Genomic DNA, 21,603 nt, shown 5'->3' on the forward strand with positions numbered 1-21,603 from the left:
TCAAGCGGCAAGGGCTAGATAGCCAGTTACCGCTCAAACCAATTGATTTTTTTGCTATCAATAGCGCAGCAGGTGACACGATCAAGGTGCCACCGCACCCTCCAGGCCCAGCACCATCGGCTGCTTGAGATCGCCCTTGTTGCCCAGGCCCACGGGGGCCAGCCGCAGGCCGCGCGCCTTGATGTACAGGTAGCCGTTGGCCTGCGAGACGGTGACGGAGCCAGCCTTGTCGGCACTTTCCCAGCCCAGCAGCGTACCGCCCGAGCTGTCCATGAACGAGACCGCCGCCTTCTTCTGTGCAGCGTTGGCCTTGGCGCCGACCTCGTACACGCCGGGCGCGGGCTTGGCGGTTCCAAAATCCACAGTCGCCAGTTGCAACTGCGAGTTGGTGGCAAAGGTGAAGGCCTGCGGCGTCTCCAGGTAATTCAGCCCGGTTTTGAAGCCGTAGCGTTTGCCGGACTTGCCTGCCACCTCGCTGCGCACCTCGCCAAAGTTGTGCCAGCCATTGGGGCCCGCGTAGAGCTTGCTCTTGGGGTTGGTGAAGCGGTCGTCCGTGGCCGAAGGCACGTTGCTCCAGGTGTCGTCGCCCGCAGCTGCAGGCTGGGCCTGGGCGAGAGTGCAGGCCAGCAGGCCCGCGCAGAGGATCAAAGGTGTTTTCATGGTCCGCCCCCCGGAGCACCATCAGCGCAAAGTGGACAAGGCGCAGACGGTAGCACCCTGTGCGCCAAGGCGCCAGAGGGCCAGGGCCCGTGGAGCCTAGGCCCTCCGAATCCGTTGACGGTCTTCGAGGCTCAGGCGCCAGCCCGGTTGCGCATCCAGTCCGCCGTGCCCATGAAGCTTTCCTTCAGGCGCGTACGCAAATCGGTGGGCACACCCGTCTCGCCCATGGCCTGGTCCATGCAGGCCACCCACTGGTCGCGCTCCTTGATGCCAATGGAAAACGGCATGTGGCGCATGCGCAGTCGCGGGTGGCCGAAGCGGCTCTGGTAGTGGTCGGGGCCGCCCAGCCAGCCGCAGAGGAACCAGAACAGTTTTTGCCGAGCACTGGCCAGGTCACTGCCGTGGGCGGCGCGCAGCTCGGCGTAGGCGGGCTCCAGGTCCATGAGGTCGTAAAACCGCTCGACCAGTGCATGCACGCGGTCTTCGCCACCGATCCATTCGAAGGGCGTGGTGGGCGGGATGGAAGGGGTGGGATTGGAAGTGGCCTCTGGGGTGGTCGATGCTTCAGAATTCATAAAAAAACAGGCCTTTGCGCGCGTCCATCATACTTTTATAGCTATATTTTTAATAGCAAACAACCCAATCACCACCTACTCAGCCGCGCGGCGCAGCGTATCGACCACGGGGCGCAGCAGCACCTCGCGCAGGCCCCACCAGCCCGCTGCCAGTGCCAGCACGGCCCCGGCCACGGCACCGGCCAGCGGCACCCAGGGGGCGGCCGTCCAGGTGAAGTCAAACACAAAGCGCGCCAGTGCCCAGCCCACGCCCACCGCCACGGCGCTGGCCAAGAAGCCCGCCAGCAGGCCCACGCCCACCAGTTCAGCCCGCTGCACCTGGCGCAGCAGGCTGGCGCGGGCACCCACGGCGCGCATGATGGCGTACTCGCGGGCACGCTCCTCGCGCGTGGCGGTGACGGCGGCAAACAGCACCACCAGGCCAGCAGCGAGCGTGAAGGCGAACAGGAATTCCACAGCGCGGATCACCTGCTCCAGCACGCGCTGCACCTGGGCAATGGTGGCGCCCATGTCCACGTTGGTGATGTTGGGGAATTGGCGCACCAGGCCGTTGTCAAAACCATTGGTTTCGGGCGCACGGTAGGCCGCGAGGTAGGTTACAGGCACGTCCTTGACGGTGGCCACCGGGTACATCACGAAGAAGTTGGCCCGCATGGAGCCCCAGTCCACCTTGCGCAGGCTGGTGATGCGTGCCTCGTTCTGCACGCCGCCCATGTCAAACAGCAGGCGGTCGCCCATCTTCAGGCCCAGGGTTTCGGCGATGCCTTCTTCGACGCTGATGGCACCCTCTTCGCCCGGCGTCCACTGGCCCGCCACCACCTGGTTGTGGGGCGGCGCCTCCACGGCGTTCGAGAGGTTGAATTCGCGGTCCACCAGGCGCTTGGCGCGGTCGTCGGTGTAGTCGGCGGGGCCCACGGACTTGCCGTTCACGGCCAGCAGGCGGCCCCGGATCATGGGGTACCAGTCGTACTTGCCCACGCCGTTGTCCTTGAGCGTCTGCTGGAAGGCATCCGCCTGGTCGGGCATCACGTTGATGACGAAGCGGTTGGGCGCATCGGGCGGAGTGGCCTTGCGCCAGCTGCTGATGAGGTCGGTGCGCAGCAGCACCAGCAGCACCAGCGCCAGCAGGCCCACGGCCAGGCTGCTGACCTGCACCACGGCATAGGCCGGGCGGGCCGAGATCTGCCGCGTGGCCAGCACCAGCCATCGGGGGGCAGTGCTTTCATTCACGCTGCGCCGCAGCAGCTTGACCGCCACCCACGACAGCCCCGCAAACAGGGCCACAGCCCCGGCAAAACCGCCCACGGCGATCAGGCCCAGCTTGATGTCGCTGCTCACGGCCAGCAGCAGCGCCGCAAACCCGGCCACCCCAAGCCCCAGCACGGCCAGCGAGGCGGGCTTGAGCCCCCCCACGTCACGCCGGATCACCCGCAGCGGCGGCACCTGGGCCAGTTGCAACACGGGCGGCAGGCCAAACGCAAACAGCAGCGTGAGCCCCATGCCCAGGCCAAACGCCACGGGCCACAGGCTGGATGCGGGCAAGGCCGATTCGACCAGCCCCGCCAGCAGCAAGACAAACGCGTGGTGCACCCCATAGCCCAGCAGCACGCCTAAAGCACTGGCAAACAGGCCGACCAACGCAAATTCGGTGATGTAAGCGCCCGCAATCATGCGCTGGCTCTGGCCCAGCACGCGCAGCATGGCCGAGGCATCCAGGTGCTCGGCCGCAAAGCCGCGTGCGGCCAAAGCCACGGCCACGGCCGAGAGCAGCGCAGCCAGCAGGGCCACCAGGCTCAGAAACTTCTGGGCGCGGTCCAGCGTCTGGCGCATTTCGGGGCGGCCGCTTTCGAGCGACTCGACGCGCACGCCATGCACCTCGGGCTTTTTGGCCTCTTCCACCGCCCATTCGTTGAAGGCTTTGACGGCAGGCGCCGGGCCCACTACGGCAAAACGGTAGGTCAGGCGGCTTGCGGGCTGCACCAGGCCGGTGGCGGACAGGTCGGCCTCGTTCAGCATCACACGCGGCGCAAAACTCATGAAGCCCGCGCCCCGGTCGGGCTCGATGACGATGATGCGCGCGATGCGCAGTTGTGCGTCGCCCAGCAGCAGCTTGTCGCCCATGGCCAGGTTGAGCGATTCGAGCAGCGGGGCATCGACCCACACCTCGCCGGGCGCAGGGATGTCGCGCGTGGGCTGCTCCAGCGCGCCAGGGGCATCGGCCACCGTGAGGCGGCCGCGCAGCGGGTAGCCGGGCTGCACGCTCTTGAGCGCGACGAGCTTGCTGGCGCCGCCCTGCGCATCGCTCGCGCGGCCCATGGTGGGGAAACCCAGCGTGGTCACCGACTGCAATCCGAGCGCCTTGGCGCGCTCCACAAAGGCGGCGGGAGTGGGGTTGTCACTGGCCACCACGGCATCGCCGCCCAGCAGTTGCAAGGCGTCGCGCTGCAGCCCGCCTTGCAGGCGATCGGCAAAAAACCCCACGGAGGTGAGCGCGGCCACCGCCAGCGTGACGGCCACGATGAGCAAGCGCAGTTCGCCCGCGCGCAGGTCCCGGGCCAGGGTGCGCCAGCCAAGGCGCAGAAATGACAGGTTCATGGCATGGGACCTTAGCGCAAAGCGAACGGGCTGGCGGGCTGTGGGGTGTTTGGGTTGGGCTTGCTACTGGGCACGGGCTGCGGGGCCAGACGCCACATGGCTGCCGCTGGCCTCGGGCTCGACCGTGGCCGTCTGCAGCCGCTGCTCCAGCGCCTGCAGCACCGGGGTGATCTGCTTGCCCACGCGGATCTGCGGGTTCGAAAAGCCATCGGCCTTGCCCGCCTCGACCTCGCGCTGTTGGATCAGCGGCACGGCCTTGGCAAACGCCTCGGTGAATGAATGGGTCTGGCGCAGCTGCTCGTGGAACACGGCGCGGCCAAAGAAGGTCAGCTCCGACAGCCTGCCGCAGCCATACGAGGTGTGCGTGGCATCGGCCGCCGTCATGATGAGCGTGCTGTCGGTGGCCAGGGGCTCGATCCAGCCGCCCGAGTAGCAGGCCGACACCGCAATCACCCGGTTGCGGATGCCTGCGGCGTCCAGCGCGGCGCGCAGCATCTCGGGCGTGGCGGGGGCCACCTGCAGCGGCCAGTGCGAGGCCGCTAACGCGTGGTCGCGTGCGCCGTGTGAGGTGAGGTAGACCACCAGCAGGTCGTGCTCGCGGTCCATGCGGGCCGCCAGGGCGGCAATGGCCCGCTGCAGGTTCTCGGGCGTGGCCCAGGCATGGGTGTCTGCCGTCTCGGCGTGGTTGAGCAGGTGCAGCACCCGGCCCTGGGCGTCGAATCGCTCTTCCAGCAAGCTGCTGACCATGGTGCTCTCGCGGCGGAACACGTTTTCGTCGGCATAGGGGGCGAACACCAGCCCATAGACATCGACCACCCCGGGGCGCTCGGGCGCCAGTGCATCCACCTGTTGTTGCCACAGTGTTTGCTGCTCTTCAAACATCGCCTGGGTCAGCGCCAGCGGCACGGGCTCGGGCGCCTGCGCTTCATCGGCGGCTGCAGCCGTCTCTGCCGATGCATCGGCCAGGGCCTGGACATCCGGCTCCCAGGGCTGGTCCTGGAACTGCCACATGCCCACCCCGATCACCGCCGCCATGGCCACCGAAAACGCCGCCGTGCGCCAACGCGACTGGATGAAGCGTGCACTCACCACCACCAGCGTGGCCAGCATCCACAGCGTGAGCACCCCGTAGGCCACCCAGAAGACAATGGCCGCCACCGTGCCATCCCACAGGCCGGGCCGGTGCACGGCCGTGGCCATCAACACATACAGCGCCAACAAGGGCGCCAGCGGGGCCCAGGCTGTCAACACATACCAGGCGGCCAAGCCCCCCGTGGGCGCAGGCACACCTGCAGACGCCAACGCTGATGGGCTCGCAGCAGCACGCTGGGCCGGGGCCATGGCACACCAGGCCAGCCACAACAGCACCAGGCCACTCCACATCGGCGCAAGCCAGCCGCGCAGGTTGAACTGTGCAGGCCCCACCACATCCAGCCGCGATACGGCCACCAGCAGGCCAGCGCTGACCAGCGACAGCACCAGCAACTGCCAGGGCGTGGGCGCAGCGGCGGCCGTGCGGGGCGGCAGGAACAGCCCGGCACGCAGGCCCTCTCGCATCCAGCCCCACAGCGTAAGCCGCTCGGCAGCGGCACCAACTGCGGCCACCGGGTCCGGTGGCTGCGGCGCGGGGCTTTGCTGCAGTCGATTCAGTGGTACCTCCACCTCGGACTGGGTTTCGGCAAGTTCGGGGCCCCATTGGCTAGGCAAGGTGTCGGCCCAGGTGCTGCTGCTGGCGTTCAGGTCTTTCATGAGTGAATCATGCCATTGGGAGGTGACAGACGATGAGCTGCACGATATGAAAAGAGGCGTGTCTTTCGAGCGGAAACCAGAACCCAGAACCGCCCTTCCGAGCCAGGCACCCAGCACCTGTGGAAACACAACCTGAGTCACGCGGCCGCACCACCACCACGGCCATCAATCAACGGTTCATGGCAACGTTGTTCAGCGCAACGCGCCAGAATTTCTTGAAAGGCATTGGCACGCACGTTCATCAGGTGCGAAGCTGGCCCCTGTCAAGTTTCTCGCACTGCCTGGGCACCAGGTACCAACGCGACCTGAGCCAGCTCCGGCTGCAACACCAGCCGGTGCGTGCCGCTGTAGCACACAAACCGGCGGTTCGTCGCCCGCCCGATGGCGCACAGGCCCAGCTGCTGCGCCACCGCATGGCCCATCTGGGTCACGCCGCTGCGCGAAACCACGATGGGCACGCCCATCTGGGCGGACTTGATGACCATCTCGCTGGTGAGGCGGCCCGTGGTGTAGAAAACCTTGTCGGCACCGGACATGGGCGTGGTGGAAGTGTTGCCCTGCACCACTCCATCCGCTGCGGCGGTTTCCGGGTTCATCCACATCCAGCCCGCAATGGTGTCGATGGCGTTGTGGCGGCCCACGTCTTCCACAAAGGTCAGCAGCGCTTCTCCTTGGAACAAAGCGCAGCCATGCACCGAGCCTGCGGATTTGTAGGTGCTCTCCTTGAGGCGGATGGCGTTGACGATGCCGTAGAGCTGGGCCTGCGTCAGTTGTGCATCGGGCAGTGCAATGCGGTCCACTTCGTCCATGAGGCCGCCAAACACGCTGCCCTGGCCACAGCCGGTGGTGACCACCTTGCTGGCGGTGCGTTCCTCGATGCGGGCGATGCCGTGGCGCGTGCGCACAGCGGCAGCATGAACCTCCCAGTCCACAGTGATCGATTCGATGTCGAACACCGATTCGACCAGCCGCTGGTTGCGCAGATAGCCCAGCACCAGCAGTTCGGGCTGTGCGCCCAACGTCATCAGGGTGACCAGCTCGCGTTTGTCCACATAGATAGTGAGCGGCCGCTCGGCGGGGATCTGCACCTGCTCGCTTTCGCCCCGTTCGTTGACGACCTCCACATGGTGGGTGAGCGGTGCCTGGGCCTGCGTGAGGCGCGGCAGCACGGGTGGCACTGCGGGTGAATGCGAAGGCGGCGAAGGGCGGGTCATGGGCTGAATATACGCACTACAGCACCTCGTGGTCATCTGTGGTGCCGAGCCATTAAGTGACACGGGCAAGGTGCCGCCAAAAGAAAAAACCGCGCCCCCCCAAGGGGACGCGGTTTGTAGCCCAGCGGGCTGGTCGGGAGCTGGTGCGCTCAGGACTTGGACGCAGGCGTAGCCGCTGCTGCGGGCGTCTGGGTACTGGGAGGGCTGCTGGCCGTGCCGGGTGGCGAATGGGCGCCAGCGGCTTCGGCAGGTTTGGCGGCGGGGGGCGTGTAGGCAAAGGGGCCCGGATCGGCGCAGGCAGCGCCTGCGGCGGCAGGCTTGGCCGATGGCGTGGTCTTGCGGTAGTGCGCCGCCACCTTGTCTTGCGAGAGGCAGAGCTTGTAATTGTCCACCTTGCCTGCCCAGGCCGTTTTGGCCGCAGCTTCTGCGGCCTTGGCGGCAGCCTCGGGCGACGGAGCGGGCAGCTTGGCGGATGCCAGGGTGCACACGCCTGCCGCGCACAGCGCCAGCAAAGAGGTGCGGATGCTTGGTGTCGTCATGGTGCGGGTCCTCATACCTGCGCGGGCTGCTGGCCCGCAGATGCTGTGGCGGCGGCATCGGCCGCTGGCTGGCTGGCGCTGCGCTGGCGGGGGATCTTGCCCGCCTGCACATCGTCGTACCAAAGCTCGTGGTGTTCCTTGGCCCAGCCTTCGCTCACGTAGCCGGTGCGCATGGCCTTGTAGGCGCCTTTCATGCCCACCGTGCCCATGTAGATGTGGCCGCAGATCAGCGCCATCATCCAGATGGCCAGGGTGGCGTGGATCATGTGGGCGATCTGCATGTCGCCGCGCACGTCGCCAAAGCCAGGAATGAGCTTGTCGAGCACCAAGCCGGTGGCCACCACCAGGATGCCGGGGATGGTGATGCCCCACCAGAACAGGCCCTTCTCGCCCGCATTGAAGCGGTGCGAGGGCACTTCGTGGTCACCCTTGCCCAGCATGCCACCGCCCTTGGCCAGCCAGACAACGTCGGCGCGGTTGGCGATGTTGTCTTTGATGAAGGTGAGGATGATCACCAGCAGCGACACGGCAAACAGCGGGCCCACGAAGTTGTGCACGTTCTTGAGCGCGTAGGTCAGCCAGCCAAACAGCGCGGTCCCCAGGATGGGCAGCAGGAAGAACTTGCCGAACGCCATCACGATGCCGGAGACGGCCAGTGCGATGAAGGCAAAGGCATTGGCCCAGTGGGCGGCCCGCTCGAACGGGGTGAAGCGCTCGATGCGGCGGGGGCCGGTGCCGTCGGGGTGCTCATGCCCCAGCGGGCCCTTCACAAAGTAGAAGATGCCTAGGGCCAGCAACACGATGGCAAACAGCGCTGCGCCGTAGGGAATGATCCAGTGGTTGCGCACCTGGCGCCACGCCTCACCCGCGTTGGTGTAGCGCGAGCCGGGGTACTGCACAAACGGCTGGATCAGATTGCCCGCCTCGGGCGCCTGGGTTTTGGGCAGGCTGCTGTAGCCGGTCACACCCTGCCCCACCTGGCGCCACATGGGCGCGTTGTTGCCGGGCTGCACCTTGGCGCGTTCGCCATTGGTCTGCTCGGCGTACTTGGGGTCTGCGCTGGCGTCGGGTTTGACTTCGAAGATGTTCTGGCTCTGGATGCCACCGGGCGCAGGCACGGCGGCAGGGGCCGCAGCCGGAGACGCTGGCGCCTGCTGCGCAAACGCAGCGCCACCCGACAACCCGGCCAGCCCCGCCACCAGAGCCAAGGACCACACGATGTGTTTCATGGTGGGCCTCACTTGGTTTGGGTGCGGGTGTACTCGTTCTGGCCGTACTGCTGGCGGGCCTTCAGCTGGGCTTCCCAGCTGGCTTTGTCACCCGCCTTCCAGCCCGGCTCGGTGAAGTTGCTGCCGGTGCCCGCATAGGGCACGGCATCGCTGCGGATGCCTGCGCCGGTCTGCGGCTTTTCGCCGCAGGCAGCCAAGGTGCCCAGGGCCAGAGCGGCGATGGCGATGAGATGAAGGCGATGGGTCATGACTTGCCTCCTGCAGGCTGGCCTGCCTGTTGCGAACCGTAGGCCGTGCCCCAGCCCCAGACCTCGGCACCCTTGCCACGCTGCACCACGCGGTTGCGGAAGATGTCGGCGACCACATCACCATCACCGGCCAGCAGGGCCTTGGTGGAGCACATTTCTGCGCAGGCGGGCAGCTTGCCTTCGGCCAGGCGGTTGCGGCCGTACTTTTCAAACTCGGCCTGGCTGCCATGGGTCTCAGGACCACCAGCACAGAAGGTGCACTTATCCATCTTGCCGCGCACACCAAAGGTGCCCTGCGACGGGAACTGTGGTGCACCAAAGGGACAGGCATAGCTGCAGTAGCCGCAGCCAATGCAAACGTCCTTGTCGTGCAGCACCACACCTTCTTCGGTGCGGTAGAAGCAGTTGACGGGGCAGACCGCCATGCAAGGCGCGTCGCTGCAGTGCATGCAGGCCACCGAGATGGATTTTTCGCCCGGCACACCATCGTTGAGTGTGACCACGCGGCGGCGGTTCACACCCCAAGGTACTTCGTGTTCGTTCTTGCAGGCGGTCACGCAGCCGTTGCACTCGATGCAGCGCTCTGCGTCACAGATGAATTTCATTCGTGCCATGTGTGTCTCCTTGCGTGGCGCGATCAGGCGCGTTCCACGTTGCAGATCGTGGTCTTGGTTTCTTGCATCATGGTCACGCTGTCGTAGCCATACGTCGTCGCGGTGTTGACGGCCTCACCGCGCACCACAGGGGCCGCGCCCTTGGGGTAATACGCCAGCATGTCCGCCCCCTGCCAGCGGCCCGAGAAGTGGAACGGCATCCACACCGTGTCGGGCGCCACGCGTTCGGTGACCAGCGCCTGCACATTAAGCCGCGCGCCCGTGGGCGAACTCAGCCACACACGTTCGCCGTTGCGAATGCCCCGGTCGGCAGCGGTCTTGGGGTTGATCTCGACAAACGACTCCTGCTGCAGCTCGGCCAGCCAGGGGTTGGAGCGGGTTTCCTCGCCACCGCCTTCGTACTCGACCAGGCGACCCGAACTCATGATCAGCGGGAACTTCTCGTGCACCTTGTCGGCCACGTTCTTCTCCTGCACGCTCTTGTACAGCGTGGGCAGGCGCCAGAAGGCCTTCTTGTCGTCGTGTGTGGGGTACTTGGCCATGAGGTCTGGCCGGGTTCCATACAGTGGCTCGCGGTGCTGCGGAATCGCATCGGGGAAGTTCCACACCACGGCGCGCGCCTTGGCGTTGCCAAACGGGTGGCAACCATGCTTGAGCGCCACGCGGATGATCGCGCCCGTGGGGTCGGTCTTCCAGTTCTTGCCTTCGGCCTTGGCCTTCTCGGCATCGGAGAGGTCATCCCACCAGCCCAGCTTTTTGAGCAGTACATGGTCGAACTCAGGGTAGCCGGTGGTGATCTCGCAGCCCAGCGAGTGCGAACCATCCTCTGCCAGCAGGTTGACGCCGTCTTTCTCCACACCAAAGTTGGCGCGGAAGTTGCCGCCGCCATCCATCACGTGTTTGGAGGTGTCGTAGAGGTTGGGCGAACCGGGATGCTTCAGCTCGGGCGTGCCGTAGCAGGGCCAGGGCAGACCAAAGTAGTCGCCAGCAAAGTCGTAGCCGGTTTCCTTGTCCTTGCCACCCTTGGCCTTGAGGGTCTTCACATCGAACAAGTGCATGTTCTTCATGTGGGCCTTCAGGCGCTCGGGGCTCTGGCCGGTGTAGCCAATGGTCCAGACCGACTTGTTGATTTCACGCAGGATGTCCTCGGGCACGGGCTCGTCCATGCCCTTGACCTTCTGCATCTTGTAGTTCTTGGACAGCTCGGCGGCAAAGCCCAGCTTTTCGGCGAACTGGTGCATGATCATGTGGTCCGAGCGGCTCTCCCACAGCGGCTCGATCACCTTCTCGCGCCACTGGATGGAGCGGTTGGACGCCGTGCACGAACCACTGGTCTCGAACTGCGTGGCGGCGGGCAGCAGGTACACCGCACGGTTGGGGTTCAGGTCTTCGGCTTTGCCGGGCATGGCGGCCATGGCGGCGGTGGCCGATGGATAGGGGTCCACCACCACCAGCAGGTCCAGCTTGTCCATGGCGCGCTTCATTTCCAGGCCACGGGTTTGCGAGTTGGGCGCATGGCCCCAGAAGAACACGCCGCGCAGGTTGGAGTCCTGGTCGATCAGCTCGTTGTTCTCCAGCACGCCATCAATCCAGCGCGACACGGTGATGCCGCTCTTGGTCATCATCGCGGGCGATGCGTACTGCTTCTTGATCCATTCAAAGTCCACGCCCCACACGGCCGCGAAGTGCTTCCACGAACCTTCGGCAAGGCCGTAGTAGCCCGGCAGCGAGTCGGGGTTAGGGCCTACATCGGTCGCGCCCTGCACGTTGTCGTGGCCCCGGAAGATGTTAGTGCCGCCGCCGCTCTTGCCCACGTTGCCCAGCGCCAGCTGCAGGATGCACGATGCACGCACCATGGCGTTGCCGATGGTGTGCTGCGTCTGGCCCATGCACCAGACGATGGTGCCGGGGTTGTTGTCGTGCAGCATCTTGGCGACCTTGAACATCTGGTCTTCCTTGACGCCGCAGGCCTCTTCCACCTTGTCGGGCGACCACTTGGCCAGCACGTCCTCACGCACCTTGTCCATGCCGTAAACACGGTCGTTGATGTACTTCTTGTCTTCCCAGCCGTTCTTGAAGATGTGGTACAGCAAGCCGAACAGGAACGGGATATCAGTGCCCGAGCGGATGCGCACGTACTCGTCGGCCTTGGCTGCCGTGCGGGTGAAGCGCGGGTCCACCACGATCATCTTGCAGCCGGTTTCCTTGGCGTGCAGCATGTGCAGCATGGACACCGGATGGGCTTCGGCCGCGTTGGAGCCGATGTACAGAGCGACCTTGCTGTTTTGCATGTCGTTGTACGAATTGGTCATGGCGCCATAGCCCCATGTATTGGCCACACCCGCCACCGTAGTGGAGTGGCAAATGCGCGCTTGGTGGTCGCAGTTGTTGGAGCCCCAGAAGCTCACGAACTTGCGCAGCAGGTAGGCCTGTTCGTTGTTGTGCTTGGACGAACCCACAAAGTACACGCTGTCAGGGCCGCTGGCCTTGCGCAGCTCCTGCATCTTGGCGGTGATTTCGTTCAGGGCCGTGTCCCAGCTGATGCGCTCGTACTTGCCGTTGACCAGCTTCATCGGGTAGCGCAGGCGGTATTCGCCATGGCCATGCTCGCGCAGCGCAGCACCCTTGGCGCAGTGCGCGCCCAGGTTGATGGGCGAGTCGAACACGGGCTCTTGCCGCACCCACACACCGTTCTCGACCACGGCATCGACCGCGCAGCCCACCGAGCAGTGGGTGCAGATGGTGCGGCGCACCTCGATCTTGCTGTCGCCGATGGCGACCTTGGCGCCTTCGGCGGCGTTGGACTTCTTGACCAGCGCAAGCTGGGAGGCAGCAATGCCCACCCCCACCCCCAGGCCCGAGCGGCGCAGGAAGGAGCGCCGATCCATGGTGGGCAGGGCCTGCGACAGGCCCCGGCGCAGACTGTGAACAAAAGGCGATGCAGAGGCGTTGGTGCTCTGCGCGGCGTGGGAAGACTTTTTGGTCAGCAACATGGCAGGCCCCGATCAGAGTTGGGTGGTCTTGTAGTACTGCTTCACGTGCGCAGACAGGTGGTAGCCACCACCTTTTTCGGGCATGGGCCGGGGCGCATCAGAGACCACAGATTCGGACGGAGCCACATGGGGAAGGGCCACCACGGCCGCTGCTGCAGCCCCTGTGGTGGCGACGCCGGCAAAGAAGCTGCGGCGTGAGGAATTCGGCTGGCGGTTCTGCATGGTTGTCTCCAGAATGGCTGGCAGCAATGGGGAAGCTATGAAAAGCTATTCATACAGTCTATGTCAGTGTGTAAAAGCCTGCAATCCAGCTTTACACCCCCCACTAAACCACTCATCTTTTGTAGCGCCCGCTGCAGCCCCATTGCGGCTGCCAACGGATCAATCGAGCATGTCGAAGCCCTGGGCCTCCACCGACGCAAAGGCCCGTGTGAACTGGGCCAGCGCGGCATAGAAGCGCGCCTGCGGGTGGGCCGCCAGCGCGTCGCACATCGAAATCACCCAGGGCTGCAGGTGTGTGGCAAAAAAGTCGCGCTGCGCCGTCAGGTTGCAGACAGCCACATCGTCGCCCGCGATCAGGTAGCGCATCACTTCGCACAGGTAGGCAACGTGGTCCTCGGTCTCGGGCATGGCTTCGTCGCGCGCCAGGCCCAGGCGGTCCAGGTCGGTGCGCAGGCGGGCCAGGGGTTTTTCGTTCAAGAAGCCGCTCAGGTAGTGCGAGCCATACAGGTACACCTCGGGCTTGCCCACGCCGCCAAACAGGCGGTCGAACTCCTGCGCAACGGCCGCGTCGTCCTGCACGCGCGCCGCGCCCACCAGCTGCTGCCAGGGCTCCTGCAGAAAGCCCCCATCGGCAGGCGCCTCGGTCACCGCCACGCGCAGGGCCGACATCAGCTCGGGGCTGGGTGCCGCGTAGTACAGCTGCGACAGCAAACCGTAGAGTTCGGCGCGCGCGGTTTCCTCGTCCAGCGCGGAGCTGCTGCCCGGGGATGTCAAAGAAGCAGAGGATGCGCTCACAGGTCGGTCACTTTCGTCTCGTTTTGTGCGGAATACAGGTCGATCACGCGGCAGTCGCTGCACATCTTCAGGCGCTCCAGCGCCTCGCCCTGGAACATGGGGTGGCCCGAGAGTTTGCCCAGTATGGCCTCGATGGCCTTCACCGTGCCAAAGGGTTTGCTGCAGCGCACACAGGCCCAGGGTTTGGCCTCGTTGAGCACACGCAGCTGCGCGCGTTCGGGCGTGAGCAGCAGGCGCGGCTGCAGGCTGATGGCATCTTCGGGGCAGGTGGTGGCACACAGGCCACACTGCACGCAGTTCTTCTCGATGAAGCGCAATTGCGGCAGCTGCGGGTTGTCCTGCAGCGCACTGGCGGGGCAGGCGCTCACGCAGCTCAGGCACAGGGTGCAGCGGTCTTTGTTGACCTCGATGGTGCCCAACAGCGACCCTACGGCGGGCAGGGCAATGGCCTCGGGCCGCTCTGCCGGGGGCACCGGGGCCTGCTCGATCAGGTGGTCGAGCGCCATCTCCAGCGTGCTGCGTTTCTCTTGCGCCACCGCAAAGCGGGCCGCCACGGCCGGGGTCTTCTGGCGCGTCTGGCCCAGCGCCTGCAATGCAGCGTCCAGCGCGGTGGGGTGGTTGGCGTGCAGCAACTGCACATGCGTGCCGGTGTAGCCCAGGCCGCGCAGGATGGCCTGCGCCACGTCCATCTGGGCCTGCAGCCCATCGAGGTACTGCGGCGCCTCTTCATCGGTTGCCAGCACCACCACCTGCGAGGCGCCGTAGGCGATGGCACTGAGCCACAGGTCCACGCCGGTGCTGGCCGTGTGCCACAACGCCACCGGGATCACGTGGGCAGGCACGCCCTGCGCCAACTTGAGCTGCGCGGCACGGCCCAGTTCTTCGACCAGCGACTGGCCACGCTCCTGGCTGTGCAGCAACAGCACCGCATCCTTGCCACCGGCAGCGGCGTAGGTGGACAGCAGGGTCTTGAGCTTGGTGCCCTGCTCCGTCGCACTGGGGTAGGCATAGGTCAGTGCGCCCGTGGGGCACACGGTGGTGCACGCGCCGCAGCCCACACACAGGTTGGGGTTCACCTTGATTTGCTGGCGGCCCTTGTCGCTGGCGATGGCCTCGGCCGAGCAGATGTCCACGCAGGCGTTGCAGCCCACGGTCTCATTGCGGCTGTGGGCGCAGAGTTTTTGTTTATAGGCAAAGAATTTGGGCTTCTCGAACTCGCCCACCAGCTCGCGCAGCTTGAGCAGCGTGCCCAGGTCCCGCCCGTCCCAGCGCAGGTAACCCTGCGGCAGCGCGTGCTGCAGGAAGGTGGGCGTGGCGGTGGGCGAACGCAGGTCCAGCACCAGGTCAAACCGCTCGGTCTGCGCCGTGGCATCGCGGGTGAAGTCGATGGCGCCCGCCACCTGGCACACCTTCACGCAGGCGCGGTGCGATTGGCAGGCGGCCAAGTCAATCTGGTAGTCGAGGCCAATGGCGTTCTCGGGACAAGCCGCCACGCAGGCGTTGCAGCGCGTGCACAGGTCCAGGTCAATGGGGTTGTCGGCCGACCACTGCAGCTCGAACGCACCCAGCCAGCCCGTGAGCCCTGTGATGCGCCCACCCAGCACCGGGTAGCGCCGCGCCTGCGCGCCACCGGCGTTGCCGGGGCCCTGGGTGAACAGCGTCACATCCAGCACGTCCGACACCAGGGCGGCAGCCTGCTCGGCCTGGTCTAGCGGGCCGATGATGAGCAAGCGGCCCGTGCTCTTGTAGGTGACCGTGGGCACGGGGGGCGGGTCGGGCAAACGCGCTGCTGCCAGCAGCGCGGCGATCTTGGGGCTGGCCTGGGCGGCATCGCGGCTCCAGCCGCCGGTTTCGCGGATGTTCACAAACCGGATGGGCGACACCGCGCCTTCGGTCTGCTGGCCCAGGTCGCCAAACAGGCGCTGCTCCTGGGTGCAGGCCACCACCACGTCCTGCCCGGACTGGATGGCTTTCTGAAACGCCCCTGCGTCGCGCCGGCACAGGGTGGAGTGAAGGGTCAGGTCTTCATGCAGTGCCTCGCCCAACGCCTTGGCGTTGAGGGGCATCGTCTGGTTGCAGTCGCAAATGAGCGTCTTGGTCATCGTGGGTGTGGCTGGCTGTCGTGGCCACCCCGTCCTCTTCAGAACAGGCGACCCGCACAGGCTCGCTGGTGGGAACGCTAGGAACAGCGTTGCATACCTCGGACTGTGCCACGTCTGCGGCGCCGCTGGCCCCCGCATCATCCCGAGGCTGAGCGGACGCCGGGGCTATTGCACCTGCGGGGCCGGTGTCCTCGCCTCCCCCAGACTGCTTCTCATGGTCAAAGAAGCCCATCGCATGGGCGCTGGCCATCTGGCGCAGCATGCCTGAGGGCAGCGGGTCGGGCTGGGTGTAGTCGCCGATGTAGATGTCCAGGCCGTCCATCACATTGAAGTGCGGATCGGAAAACAGCTTTTTCATGGCCAGGTTGCGCACCTCGGGCGAGACGGCACGGGACACAAAAGGCTTGAAGTCGGACGCGGGGGTCAAAGCCTCGGCGTCCGCCAGCGTGGGCGCGGGTGGCTCGGCGACGGGCGCGGGGGGCGTAGGCGCAGCGGCGGCGGTGGCAGGAGCTGGTGCGGCGGCCTGGGGCGCCAGCGCAGGCGCGGGCGGCAGGGGCTCCACCACCGGCTTGCCCTCGCGCACATCCTGCTTGCGGCGCGACCAGCGGCCGAGGAATCCGTCAGCCATGGCCGCCCCCTCCTCCCATGCCTCCGCCCCGCGTCTTTTCCGTAGACACCGACGCGGGGTTGCCAAACCGGTCCTGCAGCGGGCGGAAGCTGTCGGGGCGCTTGCGGCGCTTGGGCTCGGGCTGGTAGTGCTCGTCCACAAAAGCGCGCAGCACCTCCAGCACTTCGGGGGCGGCAGGCACCTGCTCCACGGTTTCCTGCGCGTCCAGCCAGCGGCCGGCGTCGTGGTAGCTCAGGCTCACGGCCACAGGGCGCGCCAGGGGGATGGCCCCTGTGCCCGTGTCTTCATCGCGGCGCCACATCACGAACCAGCAGGGGGCTGGCGATGTGAGGTTGAGGTGATAACCCTCAGCATCGTCGCGGAACAGCTCCACCCGAAAGCCCGGGAACAGCCAGCGCTGCTCACGCTCGTCCTGGATCAGCGGCCGGGGTTCGGTGCCGAAGGTGGGTTCATGGACCACCACCTCGGCCAGCGACCAGCGCCAGGGCTGCCAGCGGTTGTCGATGTGCTCGCACCGCATGATCACGGCAACGTCGGTGTAGGGGCGCTCTGTCATGGGCGCTGACTGTACCCCGGTGCGCGGCCAGGGTCAGCGCGGCCTGCAAAACCCTTTGATCGCCCTCAGATTGCAGCGACTTCCAGCCGTTCCACGGCCACGGCGCAATACTTGAACTCCGGAATCTTGCCAAACGGGTCGAGTGCCGCATTGGTCAGCAGGTTGGCCGCTGCCTCCACGTACGCAAACGGCATGAACACCGTGCCGCGCGGCGTGCCGTCATCGCGGCGCACGCGCACCTGCACCATGCCGCGCCGGGAACGGATGCCCACCAGCGACCCGGGCTCCACCCCCAGCCGCACCAGCTCGTCACCGTGCAGTGATGCTGTGGCCATGGGCTCGATGGCATCCAGTACCGTGCTGCGCCGCGTCATGCTGCCGGTGTGCCAGTGTTCCAGCTGGCGGCCGGTGATCAGCACCAGGGGGTAGTCGGCGTCAGGCGTTTCGGCCGCCGGGATCACGCTGGCGGGCACCAGCTGCAGGCGGCCCGTGGGCGTGGGGAATTTTTCGGTGAAGACGATGGGCTGGCCGGGGTCGTCCTCCGTGAGGCACGGATAGGTCACGCTGGAATCGCGCTCCAGCCGGTCCCAGGTGATGCCCTCGATGCTCGCGTGCATGGCCTGGCGCATTTCGTCGTACACGGCGGCCACGCCCGACTCTTCACCGTCGTAGCTCCAGTCCAGCCCCATGCGCACGGCGAGTTGCTGAATGATCCACAGATCCGGCCGCGCATTGCCCGGCGGGTTGAGCGCACGGCGGCCCATCTGCACCATACGGTCGGTGTTGCTGGCGGTGCCGGTCTTCTCGGGCCAGGCGCTGGCGGGCAGTACCACATCGGCCAACCAGGCGGTCTCGGTCAAAAAGATGTCCTGCACCACCAGGTGCTGCAGGCTGGCCAGCGCGTGGCGCGCGTGGTTCAGGTCGGGGTCGCTCATGGCGGGGTTCTCGCCCATGATGTACATGCCGCGCACCTTGTGGGGGTCGCTGTCGGGCGCCAGGGCCTTGTGCATGATCTCGACCACGGTGTAGCCCGGCGCCTCGTCCAGCTTCGTCCCCCAGAATTCTTCAAACCACGCATGCGCCCCGGCGTTGTCCACGCGCTGGTAGTTGGGGAACATCATGGGGATCAGCCCCGCGTCGCTCGCGCCCTGCACGTTGTTTTGGCCACGCAGCGGGTGCAGGCCCGAGCCGGGCTTGCCGATCTGGCCGGTAACGGCGCACAGCGCAATCAGGCAGCGCGCGTTGTCGGTGCCGTGCACATGCTGGCTCACGCCCATGCCCCACAAAATCATCGATGCCTTCGCTGTAGCAAATGCCCGCGCCACCTCGCGCAGCGTCTCGGCCGGGATGCCGCACACGGGCGCCATGGCTTCGGGGCTGCAGCCCATCACGTTGGCCTTGAGGGCTTCGAAGTTGTTGGCGCGGTCCTTGATGAAGGCTTCATCCACCAGGCCTTCGTCGATCACCGTGTGGATCAGCGCGTTGAGCATGGCCACGTCGGTGTCAGCCTTGAACTGCAGGGTACGCCAGGCATGGCGGCCGATGTCGGTCACGCGCGGGTCGGCCAGCACGATCTTGGCGCCGCGCTTCGCGGCGTTCTTCATCCACGTCGCAGCCACCGGGTGGTTGGCCGTAGGGTTGGAGCCAATCACGAAGATCAGCTCGGCATGCTCCACATCATTCACCGGGTTGCTCACCGCGCCCGAGCCCACGCCTTCGAGCAGCGCGGCCACGCTGGACGCATGGCACAGGCGCGTGCAGTGGTCCACGTTGTTGCTGCCAAAGCCGGTGCGCACCAGCTTCTGGAACAGGTAGGCCTCTTCGTTGCTTCCCTTGGCCGAGCCAAAGCCCGCCAGCGCCTTGCGGCCGTGCGTGTCGCGCAGGCCCTTGAGCTGCCCTGCCGCCAGGTCCAGCGCTTCGTCCCACGTCGCTTCGCGGAAGGTATCGCGCCAGTCGGCACCGTACGGCCGCACCTCCTTGGGCACGCCGGGCTTGCGGATCAGCGGCACCGTCAGGCGGTCGGGGTGGTGGGCGTAGTCGAAACCAAAACGCCCCTTCACGCACAGGCGGCCATGGTTGGCGGGGCCGTCGCGGCCTTCGACGCTGATGATTTTTTCATCGCGCACGTTGTAGGTGATGAGACAGCCCACGCCGCAGAACGGACAGACGGAATCGACTTGGCGGTCCACCTTTTGGGAGCCGATGTGTGTCTTGGGGCTGAGCGCGCCCGTGGGGCAGGCCTGCACACATTCGCCGCAGGCCACGCAAGTGCTCTCGGCCATGGGGTCGTCGAGGTCGAAGACGATCTTGCTATTCGAGCCGCGCAGGGCGTAGCCGATCACGTCATTGACCTGCTCCTCGCGGCAGGCGCGCACGCAGCGGTTGCACTGGATGCAGGCGTCAAGGTTGACGGCCATGGCCGGGTGGCTCAGGTCTGGCGCGGGCTGTTCGCGGCGCAGGGCCTGGAGCGCCGGGCGAACGGTCACGCCCAAGCGATCGACCCAGGCGCTCAGCTCGCCATGCTGGCCGATGGTTGCGGTCTTTTTTGAATCAAATAGGGCCTCTCCGCCCGATGGATCTTCGTTTTCAGCTATCAATTCAGGAGTATTGATGCCTTCATCGTTCCACCGGTAGCCCTGGTCGGGCATGTCGGACAGCAGCATCTCCACCACCATCTGCTGGCTCTTGCGTGCGCGCGGGCTGGCAGCCAACACCTTCATGCCTTCGGTAGGCTCACGGCAGCAGCTGGGGGCCAACGTGCGCTCACCCCCAATCTCGACCACGCAGGCGCGGCAGTTGCCGTCGGGGCGCAGGCCGTCGGTGTAACAGAGGTGCGGGATCTCCACACCGTGGCGCTGCGCGGCTTTCAAGATGGTTTCGCCGGGGTGGGCGGTGACGGGCTGGCCGTCCAGCTCAAAGGCCACGCCTGGAGTGTGGGGCACCGCGCTCATGGCTGGGCTCCCTTGGGCAGTTGCTCCGTGAGCGGGCTGTTGCGCGGCTTGGGCAGGTCACCGGGCCAGGGCCCCTCGCCCACCTCATGCGGAAAATATTTGTGGATGCAGCGAATGGGGTTGGGCGCGGCCTGCCCCAGGCCGCAGATGGAGGCATCGCCCATCACCTGCGCCAGGTCGTCGAGCAGGTCGGCGTCCCACTGCGGAGCTTCCATCAGCGCGGCCGCCTTGGCCGTGCCCACGCGACAGGGCGTGCACTGGCCGCAGCTTTCGTGTTCAAAAAACCGCATGACGTTCAACGCCGCGTCGCGCGCGCGGTCGTGCTGGCTGAGCACGATGACGGCGGCCGAGCCGATGAAGCAGCCGTAGGGCTGCAACGTGTCGAAGTCCAGCGGAATGTTGTTGAGACTGGCGGGCAGGATGCCGCCCGACGCGCCGCCGGGCAGGTAGGCGTAGAGCTGGTGGCCGTCCAGCAAACCGCCGCAGTATTCGTCGATGAGTTCCTGCACCGCGATGCCCGCAGGTGCGAGCTTGACGCCCGGGTGCTTCACACGCCCGCTCACGCTGAAGCTGCGCAGCCCCTTGCGGCCGTGGCGGCCAAAGCTGGCGAACCACTGCGGGCCGCGCTCCACGATGTCGCGCACCCAGTACAGCGTCTCGAAGTTGTGCTCCAGCGTAGGGCGGCCGAACAGGCCCACCTGCGCGATGTAGGGCGGGCGCATGCGGGGCTCGCCCCGTTTGCCTTCGATGCTCTCGATCATCGCGGACTCTTCGCCGCAGATGTAGGCACCCGCGCCACGCCGCAGTTCGATGTGCGGCAGCGGGCACGGTGGCTCGGCGCGCAGGTCATCCAACGCCCGCTGCAGCAGCGCGCGGCAGCCGTGGTATTCGTCGCGCAGGTAGATATAGATGGCCTCAGTGCCCACGACCTGGGCGGCGATGAGCACGCCTTCCAGGAAGCGGTGCGGGTCGCGCTCCAGGTAGGTTCGGTCCTTGAAGGTGCCGGGCTCGCCTTCATCAATGTTGACGGCCATGAGGCGTGGCGCGGGCTGGTCGCGCACGATGCGCCACTTGCGCCCGGCCGGAAACCCCGCGCCGCCCAGGCCACGCAGGCCCGAGTCCTCCATGGCCGAGAGCACGGCCTCGGCGTCCATCTCGCCATTCACCAGGGCCGCCGCCACCTGGTAGCCACCATGGACGCGGTAGGTGGCCAGGTCGGTGTGGGCCGGGCTGACCTCACCGGGTGGCAGGGGGATGCTTTTTTCCGCCAGCGCCGCAACATCAAAATTGATAGCAGACAGAGCTTGTGGGTGGCGCGCAAACGCCCTTTCTGGCTTGGATTCCACCACCTGCAGCACGGTATTTACCGTGGCGTGCGGCACCGGGCACTGGTGCACCACGGCCACGGGCGCCTGTTCGCAGCGGCCCACGCAGGGCACAGCCAACACCTGCACGTCGGCGTGACCGGCCGCACGCAGGCGGTCGGGCAACGCGGCCAGCAGCTCGCGCGCGCCCGCCATGCTGCAGCTCAGGCTGTCACACACCCGCAGCACCAGGCGCGGCGCGTGCGCCTCTTCACCGCGCACGATGTCGAAGTGGTGATAAAAGCTCGCCACCTCGTACACCTCGGCCATCGGCAGGTTCATCTGCTTGGCGAGCGCGACCAGGTGCCGGTCGTGCAGCACGCCAAAGTGGTCGTTCAGGCGGTGCAAATACTCAATGAGCAGATCGCGCCGAAAGCCGGTGGCCGGGCGCGGGCCCAGCAACTGCGCCACTTCGGCCATCGCAGCGTCTTCGGGCTGGCGGCCCTTGAGGCGGCTTTTGCGGCGGATGCGCTCGCGCATGTCGCTGACCGACACGGTGGCGACAACGGTTGCGGGAGGGGCTTCAGGGGCAAGGTGCATGGACCGGGGGCGTGGGAGCGTTGTTTTGT

The 21,603-nt window shown here is 66.3% G+C and carries 17 protein-coding genes; all 17 read right to left on the bottom strand.

Annotated features, from left to right (window positions below; translation table 11 throughout):
- Positions 1-81: 81 nt before the first annotated feature.
- The 17 genes from ACSQ3O_RS21245 to ACSQ3O_RS21325 all read right to left on the bottom strand — a co-directional run bounded on the left by ACSQ3O_RS21245 (position 82) and on the right by ACSQ3O_RS21325 (position 21,574).
- Positions 82-660: a hypothetical protein gene (locus ACSQ3O_RS21245; protein ID WP_436140385.1), complete on the bottom strand. Its 579-nt coding sequence runs from the start codon at positions 658-660 to the stop codon at positions 82-84.
- A 131-nt stretch (positions 661-791) separates the two neighbouring features.
- Positions 792-1,235: a group II truncated hemoglobin gene (locus ACSQ3O_RS21250; RefSeq protein WP_249368317.1), complete on the bottom strand. Its 444-nt coding sequence runs from the start codon at positions 1,233-1,235 to the stop codon at positions 792-794.
- Positions 1,236-1,310: 75 nt separating this feature from the next.
- Positions 1,311-3,830, bottom strand: coding sequence for an ABC transporter permease (locus tag ACSQ3O_RS21255; protein WP_436140386.1), 2,520 nt, complete (start codon positions 3,828-3,830; stop codon positions 1,311-1,313).
- A gap of 63 nt (positions 3,831-3,893) precedes the next feature.
- Positions 3,894-5,579 carry a C13 family peptidase gene (locus ACSQ3O_RS21260; protein WP_436140387.1) on the bottom strand — a complete coding sequence of 562 codons (1,686 nt, stop codon included), beginning with the start codon at positions 5,577-5,579 and terminating at the stop codon, positions 3,894-3,896.
- Positions 5,580-5,842: 263 nt separating this feature from the next.
- A complete protein-coding gene (locus tag ACSQ3O_RS21265) occupies positions 5,843-6,793 on the bottom strand; it encodes a formate dehydrogenase accessory sulfurtransferase FdhD (protein ID WP_436140388.1) in 951 nt (316 codons plus the stop codon).
- A 149-nt stretch (positions 6,794-6,942) separates the two neighbouring features.
- On the bottom strand, positions 6,943-7,332 hold the full coding sequence (locus ACSQ3O_RS21270) for a hypothetical protein (protein WP_298449231.1): 390 nt from the start codon (positions 7,330-7,332) through the stop codon (positions 6,943-6,945).
- Positions 7,333-7,343: 11 nt separating this feature from the next.
- Positions 7,344-8,561 carry a formate dehydrogenase subunit gamma gene (locus tag ACSQ3O_RS21275; RefSeq protein WP_436140389.1) on the bottom strand — a complete coding sequence of 406 codons (1,218 nt, stop codon included), beginning with the start codon at positions 8,559-8,561 and terminating at the stop codon, positions 7,344-7,346.
- Positions 8,562-8,569: 8 nt separating this feature from the next.
- Positions 8,570-8,809, bottom strand: coding sequence for a hypothetical protein (locus ACSQ3O_RS21280; protein ID WP_291469106.1), 240 nt, complete (start codon positions 8,807-8,809; stop codon positions 8,570-8,572).
- The gene (gene fdh3B / locus ACSQ3O_RS21285; RefSeq protein WP_063458791.1) at positions 8,806-9,423 is read right to left on the bottom strand and encodes a formate dehydrogenase FDH3 subunit beta; all 618 of its coding nucleotides are present in this window, start codon (positions 9,421-9,423) and stop codon (positions 8,806-8,808) included. Before fdh3B ends, ACSQ3O_RS21280 begins: the two co-directional genes overlap by 4 nt.
- Before the next feature lie 23 nt (positions 9,424-9,446).
- Positions 9,447-12,416 carry a formate dehydrogenase subunit alpha gene (locus ACSQ3O_RS21290; RefSeq protein ID WP_436140390.1) on the bottom strand — a complete coding sequence of 990 codons (2,970 nt, stop codon included), beginning with the start codon at positions 12,414-12,416 and terminating at the stop codon, positions 9,447-9,449.
- A gap of 12 nt (positions 12,417-12,428) precedes the next feature.
- Positions 12,429-12,638, bottom strand: a complete 210-nt coding sequence (locus tag ACSQ3O_RS21295; RefSeq protein WP_436140391.1) for a twin-arginine translocation signal domain-containing protein — start codon at positions 12,636-12,638, stop codon at positions 12,429-12,431.
- Positions 12,639-12,797: 159 nt separating this feature from the next.
- Positions 12,798-13,433, bottom strand: coding sequence for a TorD/DmsD family molecular chaperone (locus tag ACSQ3O_RS21300; RefSeq protein WP_436140392.1), 636 nt, complete (start codon positions 13,431-13,433; stop codon positions 12,798-12,800).
- Positions 13,430-15,499: a 4Fe-4S binding protein gene (locus ACSQ3O_RS21305; RefSeq protein ID WP_436141162.1), complete on the bottom strand. Its 2,070-nt coding sequence runs from the start codon at positions 15,497-15,499 to the stop codon at positions 13,430-13,432. Before ACSQ3O_RS21305 ends, ACSQ3O_RS21300 begins: the two co-directional genes overlap by 4 nt.
- A complete protein-coding gene (locus ACSQ3O_RS21310) occupies positions 15,459-16,163 on the bottom strand; it encodes a DUF3306 domain-containing protein (protein WP_436140393.1) in 705 nt (234 codons plus the stop codon). Before ACSQ3O_RS21310 ends, ACSQ3O_RS21305 begins: the two co-directional genes overlap by 41 nt.
- The gene (locus tag ACSQ3O_RS21315; RefSeq protein ID WP_436140394.1) at positions 16,156-16,719 is read right to left on the bottom strand and encodes a DUF3305 domain-containing protein; all 564 of its coding nucleotides are present in this window, start codon (positions 16,717-16,719) and stop codon (positions 16,156-16,158) included. Before ACSQ3O_RS21315 ends, ACSQ3O_RS21310 begins: the two co-directional genes overlap by 8 nt.
- A gap of 65 nt (positions 16,720-16,784) precedes the next feature.
- Positions 16,785-19,670 carry a formate dehydrogenase subunit alpha gene (fdhF, locus tag ACSQ3O_RS21320; RefSeq protein ID WP_436140395.1) on the bottom strand — a complete coding sequence of 962 codons (2,886 nt, stop codon included), beginning with the start codon at positions 19,668-19,670 and terminating at the stop codon, positions 16,785-16,787.
- Positions 19,667-21,574: an NADH-ubiquinone oxidoreductase-F iron-sulfur binding region domain-containing protein gene (locus ACSQ3O_RS21325; protein ID WP_436140396.1), complete on the bottom strand. Its 1,908-nt coding sequence runs from the start codon at positions 21,572-21,574 to the stop codon at positions 19,667-19,669. Before ACSQ3O_RS21325 ends, fdhF begins: the two co-directional genes overlap by 4 nt.
- Positions 21,575-21,603 lie beyond the last annotated feature (29 nt).

It is taken from the genome of Acidovorax sp. LjRoot74, from assembly GCF_964254355.1.
GTDB lineage: Bacteria > Pseudomonadota > Gammaproteobacteria > Burkholderiales > Burkholderiaceae_C > Acidovorax.

Coding starts and splice junctions, on each gene's coding strand:
- ACSQ3O_RS21245 (WP_436140385.1), bottom strand. CDS start 660: ATGAAAACACCTTTGATCCTCTGCGCGGGCCTGCTGGCCTGCACTCTC.
- ACSQ3O_RS21250 (WP_249368317.1), bottom strand. CDS start 1,235: ATGAATTCTGAAGCATCGACCACCCCAGAGGCCACTTCCAATCCCACC.
- ACSQ3O_RS21255 (WP_436140386.1), bottom strand. CDS start 3,830: ATGAACCTGTCATTTCTGCGCCTTGGCTGGCGCACCCTGGCCCGGGAC.
- ACSQ3O_RS21260 (WP_436140387.1), bottom strand. CDS start 5,579: ATGAAAGACCTGAACGCCAGCAGCAGCACCTGGGCCGACACCTTGCCT.
- ACSQ3O_RS21265 (WP_436140388.1), bottom strand. CDS start 6,793: ATGACCCGCCCTTCGCCGCCTTCGCATTCACCCGCAGTGCCACCCGTG.
- ACSQ3O_RS21270 (WP_298449231.1), bottom strand. CDS start 7,332: ATGACGACACCAAGCATCCGCACCTCTTTGCTGGCGCTGTGCGCGGCA.
- ACSQ3O_RS21275 (WP_436140389.1), bottom strand. CDS start 8,561: ATGAAACACATCGTGTGGTCCTTGGCTCTGGTGGCGGGGCTGGCCGGG.
- ACSQ3O_RS21280 (WP_291469106.1), bottom strand. CDS start 8,809: ATGACCCATCGCCTTCATCTCATCGCCATCGCCGCTCTGGCCCTGGGC.
- fdh3B (WP_063458791.1), bottom strand. CDS start 9,423: ATGGCACGAATGAAATTCATCTGTGACGCAGAGCGCTGCATCGAGTGC.
- ACSQ3O_RS21290 (WP_436140390.1), bottom strand. CDS start 12,416: ATGTTGCTGACCAAAAAGTCTTCCCACGCCGCGCAGAGCACCAACGCC.
- ACSQ3O_RS21295 (WP_436140391.1), bottom strand. CDS start 12,638: ATGCAGAACCGCCAGCCGAATTCCTCACGCCGCAGCTTCTTTGCCGGC.
- ACSQ3O_RS21305 (WP_436141162.1), bottom strand. CDS start 15,499: ATGCCCCTCAACGCCAAGGCGTTGGGCGAGGCACTGCATGAAGACCTG.
- ACSQ3O_RS21310 (WP_436140393.1), bottom strand. CDS start 16,163: ATGGCTGACGGATTCCTCGGCCGCTGGTCGCGCCGCAAGCAGGATGTG.
- ACSQ3O_RS21315 (WP_436140394.1), bottom strand. CDS start 16,719: ATGACAGAGCGCCCCTACACCGACGTTGCCGTGATCATGCGGTGCGAG.
- fdhF (WP_436140395.1), bottom strand. CDS start 19,670: ATGAGCGCGGTGCCCCACACTCCAGGCGTGGCCTTTGAGCTGGACGGC.
- ACSQ3O_RS21325 (WP_436140396.1), bottom strand. CDS start 21,574: ATGCACCTTGCCCCTGAAGCCCCTCCCGCAACCGTTGTCGCCACCGTG.